The organism is Arthrobacter sp. Br18, from assembly GCF_000520555.1.
Taxonomy (GTDB): Bacteria; Actinomycetota; Actinomycetes; order Actinomycetales; family Micrococcaceae; genus Arthrobacter_D.
Window position 1 is genome coordinate 23,596 of record NZ_KI914860.1, and the last position, 7,638, is coordinate 31,233.

The following is a 7,638-nucleotide window of genomic DNA, read 5'->3' on the forward strand; positions in this document are numbered from 1 at the left end:
CTCGCCCGGTGCCCCGGCTGCTGGTTCAACTGGTTCCTCGGCTGGTGCCCCAGTTTCTGCTTCAGGAGCTTCTGCGGCAGGTGCATCGGCCAGGGGTGCCTCCACCTCCGGCACATCCATCTCTGCTGCTTCCACCTCTGCTGCTTGAGCGTCTGCTGCTTCAACCTCCGGCACATCGGTGGATTCCGTGCTGCCAGGGGTCATTTCGTCGGATTGCTGACTGTTGGTCACCGCTAAAAGTCTTTCGCTCGTCGGATGGACGCGAGCCGTGCCGCGGCCATTAGGTCAGGGTGTTCAGTTCGTCGGTTCAGGATCCGCAGGAATCCGTCGCCGACGCCGCCGGCCACCGCCGTCGGCGATGACTTTCAACACTTCTAGCCCTGAGGTTACTTTACCCATGTTGGTCCACCGCCGGTCTTCCATCTACATCACAGGCTTCCAAGCCGTGGGATCTGTCGCTGCGCCGGGCCCGGGTCGGTTAGCAAGTGGGCCGTGCAGCCCATAAAATGAATGCCGCACACCACGTTCCACAACAGGAGACCATTCATGGCACGCAAGGCTTCGTTGTCCGGCTTTCCCGAATGGCTGCCGGAGGAGCGGCTGGTGGAACTGCACGTGCTGGATACGCTTCGGCGCGTCTTCGAGCTTCACGGTTTCTCCAGCATCGAGACACGGGCAGTGGAGACCGTCGGGCAGCTGCTGCGGAAGGGTGACATCGACAAGGAGGTCTACGCCGTCTCGCGACTCCAGGCTGATGACGCGTCGCCCTCCGAAGGGGGCCTCGCCCTGCACTACGACCTCACCGTGCCGTTTGCCCGTTACGTGGTCGAGAATGCCGGCCACCTCGCCTTTCCGTTCCGCCGGTACCAGATCCAGAAGTGCTGGCGCGGCGAGCGGCCGCAGGAGGGCCGGGCCCGGGAGTTCACGCAGGCCGACATCGACGTGGTGGGCGACGGCGCACTGCCGTTCCGCTACGACGTCGAACTCGCCCTCGTGGTGGTCGAGGCATTGGGTGCCCTTCCCCTTCCCGACTTCACGCTGCGGGTCAACAACCGCAAGCTCGCCGAGGGTTTCTATCGCGGCATCGGTCTGACGGATTCGGCAGGGGTTCTTCGCAGCATCGACAAGCTGGAAAAGATCGGTGCGGAGAAGGTTGGCGCGCTCCTGCGTGAGGAGCTGGGCGCCACAGATGTGCAGGTTCACGCGGCTCTGGCACTGGCGGCGATCCGCACCGCCGACACCTCCTTCGTCGAGCGCGTGCGGGCGCTGGGCGTCACGAACGATCTTCTCGAGGAGGGCCTCACGGAACTCGAGCAGGTCATCGGGGAGGCGTCCCGCCGCGCTCCCGGCCGGGTGGTGGCGGACCTCAGCATCGCCCGCGGGCTCGACTACTACACGGGAACCGTCTACGAGACAGTGCTGAACGGCCACGAGAGCCTCGGATCCATCTGCTCGGGCGGCCGCTATGACAGCCTTGCCTCGAAGGGCACCCGCACCTTCCCCGGCGTCGGCCTGTCCATCGGCGTCACAAGGATCGTCTCCCGCATCCTGAGCCAGGGTTTCGCCTCCGCCAGCCGCGCGGTGCCCACCGCGGTCCTGGTGGCACTGCCCGACGACGGCGCCTGGTCGCTCGCGCAGGACGTCGCGGCCGCGCTCCGCGGCCGCGGCATTCCGGTGGAGGTCGCAGCAAGCGCCGAGAAGTTCGGAAAACAGATCAAATTCGCCGACCGGCGGGGCATCCCCTTCGTCTGGTTTCCCGGTCCCGACGGGACCCATGAGGTGAAGGACATCCGCTCGGGCGAACAGGTGACAGCCGATCCGGCGGTGTGGATGCCCCCCGCTGCGGACCTTCGTCCCGTGGTCAACCGGAACGGTTCGCAGCCCGCGCCCTGACCCGAAGTCGTGGAGGGCTGGTTACCCTGGGCCAGCGGAATTGGCATCCAAAACTCGAAGCACCGAGGCGGGTTCACCCTGTCGATAGGGGAGCACCGTCGAGATGACGGCACGTGCCACGAGTGCGGATGGCTGTACTCGCGCGAAGCCGTCAGGACATGGAATCGAGTCCGTCGTGACGACTACCCCTCCGATCCCCGCACCCACCGCGAGGACAAGGCCGGGGTACGGGACGTCCGGCCGGCCCTGATTCGGCGCCGAAGGGCCGCATCGGGTGGATCGTGGCCGCCTCGTTGGCCACCGGCGCGCTTGCTGCCCTGCTCCTCGTGGTCGCCCCGTTCATTCCGCCGACGGAGAGCGGCATCACAGGCGGCCTCTGGTGCGGATTAGCTCTCGGCTGGGCGATGCTGGCCGTGCTTTCGGTGAGGTTCACCGACCAGCCACAGCGATGGGCCGCAGCACCTGCACTGATGCTGGGAATCAGCGGCCTTCTCCTGGTGACCTTCGGCTCCCCAGTGTATGAGGTGTTCCTCTGGGTGTGGCCCCCTACCCTGCTGGTGCTGGCGAACTGGATGGGCATGCGCGCCCACCGGCAGCTCCGCAGCTGGAGCCGACGCGTGCTGGTCTACCCGGTGATCGCAACGCTGGCTCTCGGCTCGATCGCCGGAGGCCTCGAAACCGTGCGCGAAGCGGCGGACGCGACGGCTTACCCGATGCCTGGACGGTCGATCGACGTGGGCGGACACAGCCTGCACCTGAACTGCACCGGTTCCGGGACCCCCACAGTCGTGCTCGAACCGGGCGCAGGTGAGATGTCCTCGGTTCTCGGATGGGTAGCACCGGCCGTAGCCCCGAACACCAGGGTTTGCGTCTACGACAGGGCAGGGCGCGGATGGAGCGAACCCGCTGACACCGATCAGGACGGCGCGCAGATCGCGACCGACCTCCACACGCTGCTGGAGCGTGGCGACGTTCCGGGGCCCTATGTGCTGGCGGGCCATTCGTTCGGTGGCCTCTACACGCTCACCTTCGCTGCCCGTTACCCGGAGGAGGTCGGGGGGCTGGTGCTGGTGGACTCGGCCGCACCGGCGCCCGCGGAACAAGGGGCATCGCCGGGCACTGCGGGCTCCGACAAGATGTTGCGCCGTGTCTCCATCCTTGTGTCGACCACTGCGCGCCTTGGGCTGGGTCGACTGTACGGAATGCTCGACTACGGGAGTCTGCCGCCGCGGTCCCGGCAGGAGGCACGGGCCAGCGTCGCGACTGCACGCCAGCTTCGGAGCACGATCGACGAGTACGTCCAGGGAGGACCCTCGACCGACCAGGCAGCATCCCTCGTCGACTTCGGTGATAAACCTCTGGTCGTCCTGACAGCCAGCGTCGGAAATGCCCCCGGCTGGTCCGCTGACCAGGACGCCATGGCCGCCTTGTCGACCAACAGCGTGCACCGCGTCGTCGACGACGCCACCCATGCCTCGATGATCTCGGATGAAGGCGACGCCGCCGCGACCACCCAGGCGATCCTCGACGTCGTCTCATCGGTTCGGAGTGGGGGGCCGCTGGTCAGGTGAGGAGGTACGCTCCGGGCGATCCGACCGCGGCGGAGATCCCGCCGTCCGCAAAGGCCGTCCGCAGATGCCCTCCTATCCCCGGGTTCGCACGTTCAGCGTGGCCAGCCGGCACAGGACCCCGACCGCCAGTACGGCGAGCATCGTGAGTACTGACGTGAGGGGGAGCGTGAAGGCCAGGACCACGCATCCTCCGGCGCCCACCAGGCTGAGGAACCGTGGCGCGTACCACTGGCGCTCGGGGAGGGTGAACGCTGCGGCGTTCGCAATGGCGTAGTAGAGCAGCACTCCGAAGCTGGAGAAGCCGACGACGGTGAGCACGTCGGTTACGAGCAGCAGGACAACCACGACGACGGCACTGAGCACGTCCGCCGCCCACGGCACCCCGTGCCGCGCCGAGATCCGGGACAGGGCGCGCGGGAGGTCGCCCTCCCGCGCCATGGCGAGCGTCGTCCGGCCCACCCCGGCAATCAGCGCGAGGAGCGCTCCGAGGCTCGCGAGCGCCGCGGCGAGAGTCACCGCGGCGCGGGGGATCGTCCCGCCGTCGGCAGAGGGCGGCCGGGCAGGATCGGCGACGGCGTCGAACACGTCCCGCAGCGGCGCCGGGGAGTCGGCCAGTGCACCGGCGCCGAGCGCGGACAGAAGCGCGAAGGCCAGCAGGAGGTACAGCAGCAGCGTGAAGCCGAGGGCGCCGAGGATCGCCGCGGGGATGTTCTTCCGGGGGTTCCTTACCTCCTCGCCCATGGTGGCGATCCTCGCGTACCCGGCGAAGGCGAAGAACATCAGCGCGGCGGCCTGCAGCACTCCGGCCGGACCGCCGTCCGCCGGCACCCACGGCTCATTCCCTGTGGGGGAGGCGAACGCGACCACGATCACGAACGCGATGACCGGCACCACCACCGACACGATGCCGCGCGTCATCAGGGCAGTGCGCGTCACTCCGAGAAGATTCACGCAGGTCATCGCGACGACGGCCGCCACGGCAGCGGCCGTTCCGAAGCCGGGGGCCGCATACAGGCCGAAGGTGAGCGCCATCGCGGCGCACGAGGCCAGCTTCCCGGTGACGAAACTCCAGCCCGCGAGGAAGCCCGCCCACGGGCCGAGCCGGCGCCGGCCATACACATAGGTCCCACCGCTGGAGGGGTAGACGGCCGCGAGCTTCGCCGTCGCCGCGGCATTGCAGTACGCGATGAAGCCGGCGACGGCGACGGCGAGGGGCAGCCAGTTGCCGGCCGACGCCGCTGCGGGGGCGAAAACCACGAAGACGCCGGCACCGATCATCGAGCCGATGCCGACGGTGGTTGCATCGAAACCACCCATCGCACGCCGCAGCTCGGGGGCATCGGTCATGCTGTCCTCCCTGGTTCAGCGACCGGATCTCCCCGGAAGCAGCTTCTGACATTCCCCCGGGATGATCACCGGTAAACTCGGACAGGCTCGATTCAACACTATGCAGGTGAACACGTATCTGCGACATATTCGTGGGAAGGAATGCCGTGCTCCGCACGCATGAACTCGGATCCTTGGGGTCCGGTCACATAGGACAGACCGTCACCCTGGCTGGATGGGTGGCCCGGCGCCGGGATCACGGTGGGGTGGCCTTCCTTGACCTGCGTGACGCTTCGGGCATCGCCCAGGTGGTGGTGCGTGAGGAGGAGGTCTTCCACGGACTACGCAACGAATATGTCCTGCAGATCACCGGGACCGTGCAGCAGCGGCCGGAGGGCAACGAGAATGCGGCGCTCGCCTCGGGCAGCGTCGAGGTGATCGCCGAGAAGGTGACGATCCTCAACACCTCCGACCCACTGCCGTTCCAGATCGACGAGCACGTCGAGGTGGGGGAGGAAGCGCGCCTGAAGCACCGCTACCTCGATCTACGGCGCCCGGCACCGCAGGCCAACCTCCGGCTGAGGTCGGAGGCGAGCCGGGTGGCCCGCGAGCTGCTGCACCGCGACGGTTTCGTCGAGATCGAAACGCCCACGCTTACACGTTCCACCCCCGAGGGAGCACGCGATTTCCTGGTACCGGCCCGCCTGGCCCCCGGATCCTGGTACGCACTCCCGCAGTCTCCGCAACTCTTCAAGCAGCTGCTGCAGGTGGGCGGGTTCGAGAAGTACTACCAGCTTGCACGCTGCTACCGTGACGAGGACTTCCGCGCCGACCGCCAGCCCGAGTTCACCCAGCTCGACATTGAGGCGAGCTTCGTCGAGGAGGACGACATCATCGCCCTCGGCGAGCAGTTGGTCGGCGCGCTGTGGAAGCTGATCGACGTCGAGATCCCCCTGCCCATCCGGCGCATGACCTATGCCGATGCCATGGCGAACTACGGCTCCGACAAGCCGGACCTCCGCTTCGGCCTCGAGCTGACGGAGCTGACCGATTTCTTCAAGGACACCGGCTTCGGGGTCTTCAAGGCACCCTACGTGGGCGCCGTCGTCATGCCCGGCGGCGCTTCCCAGCCGCGCCGCCAGCTCGACGCCTGGCAGGAATGGGCCAAGCAGCGCGGTTCGAAGGGCCTCGCCTACGTCCTGATCGACGACGACGGCAGCCTCCGCGGGCCCGTTGCGAAGAACCTGAACGACGCCGAGCGCGAGGGCATCGCCGCCGCCGTCGGCGCCGAACCCGGCGACTGCATCTTCTTCGCTGCCGGTGAGAAGATTGCGTCGCGCGCCATCCTCGGAGCCGCACGCGTCGAGATCGGGCGGAGGACAGGCCTCATCAGGGAGGGCGACTGGGCCTTCGTGTGGATTGTCGACGCGCCGATGTTCGAACCCGCCGCCGCAGCGGTTGCCGCGGGCGACGTCGCCGTGGGCGGGGGAGCCTGGACGGCGGTGCACCACGCGTTCACGTCCCCGAAGCCCGAGTTCCTTGACACGTTCGACACAGACCCGGAGAGTGCGATTGCTTTCGCCTACGACATCGTCTGCAACGGGAACGAGCTGGGGGGCGGCTCGATCCGTATCCACCAGCGGGACGTCCAGGAACGCGTCTTCGCGGTCATGGGCCTCGGGCAGGAGGAGGCGCAGGAGAAGTTCGGCTTCCTTCTCGAGGGGTTCAGGTACGGCGCTCCGCCGCACGGGGGAATCGCCCTCGGCTGGGACCGCGTCGTCGCCCTGCTGGCCGGAACCGATTCCATCCGCGACGTCATCGCATTTCCGAAGTCGGGCGGCGGCTATGATCCGCTGACCGCAGCTCCTGCGCCGATCACCGCGCAGCAGCGCAAGGAAGCAGGAGTGGATGCACGGCCGAAGGACACGGCTCCCAGGGACACGGCGGAGTCCTGACCGATCGCCTGCAGGGGAAATGGAACACCGTCCCGAAGCTCTATGGAATACTTTCAGGAGTACGTGCTCCGGGGTCGGTGTAATTCCGAACCGGCGGTTATAGTCCGCGACCCGACGGCAGCCGCGCATCCCGCGCGGCAGCCGTCGGTTGAGCCGGTGGAATTCCGGGACCGACAGTTAAAGTCTGGATGAGAGAAGCACGAACGGCATGGCCTCCGGGCCGCGTCTGCACCGTTTTTCCGGGATGCCGACCGCAGTCCGGGACCCGGCGTGCGGCCCTGTGCCGCGGGCCGTGCCGCCCTGCTCTCGTCACCCCGAAGCCGCTCGACGGCGAAGGAAGTGACATGGACGTTCCGCAGGGCCCCCTCGACGCCCGCATCCCACGGTGACCGCGGACCGCGGCATCACCGAACAGGCCGCGATGCTGCGTGCGCTGGAACTTGCCGCGCTCGGCGTGCGCGGGGCCAATCCGCTCGTGGGAGCCGTGGTGCTGGACCGCTCCGGCGCGGTGATCGGCGAGGGCACCCACCACGGTGCCGGAACACCCCATGCAGAACCCGCCGCCCTGGCAGACGCCCGGCGCCGGGGCCGTGACGCCGCGGGCGGAACGATGGTGGTCACCCTCGAACCCTGCAGCCATTCCGGACGGACAGGCCCGTGCTGTGAAGCGGTGCATGCGGCGGGTATCCGGCGCGTGGTCTACGCAGCCGCCGACACCAACGCCGAGGCGGCGGGCGGAGCTGCCTGGCTGATGTGCCACGGGGTCGAATGCTCGGGGGGCACCCTGGCGGCGGCTGCCGGCCACCTGAACTCCCGGTGGACCCGTTCGATCGCCGAGACCAGGCCGTTCATCACGCTGAAAACCGCGGGCTCGCTCGACGGGCGGGTTGCGG

Annotated in this window: 5 protein-coding genes, 1 pseudogene and 1 riboswitch; of the genes and pseudogenes, 4 read left to right on the forward strand and 2 right to left on the reverse strand. The window is 68.1% G+C overall.

Going from position 1 to position 7,638, the window contains the following annotated elements:
- Positions 1-231 (reverse strand): annotated as a pseudogene (locus Y704_RS24835) (DUF349 domain-containing protein); the annotation flags it as partial.
- Positions 232-546: 315 nt separating this feature from the next.
- On the opposite strand from Y704_RS24835, the gene hisS reads away from it, so the two are divergent.
- Both hisS and Y704_RS22715 read left to right on the forward strand, forming a co-directional pair.
- Positions 547-1,893, forward strand: a complete 1,347-nt coding sequence (gene hisS, locus Y704_RS0108825; protein ID WP_026549857.1) for a histidine--tRNA ligase — start codon at positions 547-549, stop codon at positions 1,891-1,893.
- Between the two features lie 281 nt (positions 1,894-2,174).
- Positions 2,175-3,464, forward strand: coding sequence for an alpha/beta fold hydrolase (locus Y704_RS22715; protein WP_051476849.1), 1,290 nt, complete (start codon positions 2,175-2,177; stop codon positions 3,462-3,464).
- A gap of 72 nt (positions 3,465-3,536) precedes the next feature.
- Here Y704_RS22715 and Y704_RS0108835 read toward each other — a convergent pair whose 3' ends face one another.
- Complete coding sequence (locus tag Y704_RS0108835) at positions 3,537-4,811, reverse strand: APC family permease (protein WP_026549858.1); 1,275 nt, start codon at positions 4,809-4,811, stop codon at positions 3,537-3,539.
- Positions 4,812-4,957: 146 nt separating this feature from the next.
- Here Y704_RS0108835 and aspS point away from each other — a divergent pair, with 146 nt between their 5' ends.
- On the forward strand, positions 4,958-6,745 hold the full coding sequence (gene aspS / locus Y704_RS0108840; protein ID WP_026549859.1) for an aspartate--tRNA ligase: 1,788 nt from the start codon (positions 4,958-4,960) through the stop codon (positions 6,743-6,745).
- A gap of 60 nt (positions 6,746-6,805) precedes the next feature.
- A riboswitch (FMN riboswitch) is annotated at positions 6,806-6,949 on the forward strand.
- A 181-nt stretch (positions 6,950-7,130) separates the two neighbouring features.
- A partial coding sequence (locus tag Y704_RS20000) for a deaminase (protein ID WP_035772107.1) occupies positions 7,131-7,638 on the forward strand: 508 nt, incomplete at its 3' end.

Bases quoted from the DNA above. Each gene is read 5' to 3' on its own strand.
- hisS (WP_026549857.1), top strand. From the start codon at position 547: ATGGCACGCAAGGCTTCGTTGTCCGGCTTTCCCGAATGGCTGCCGGAG.
- Y704_RS0108835 (WP_026549858.1), bottom strand. From the start codon at position 4,811: ATGACCGATGCCCCCGAGCTGCGGCGTGCGATGGGTGGTTTCGATGCA.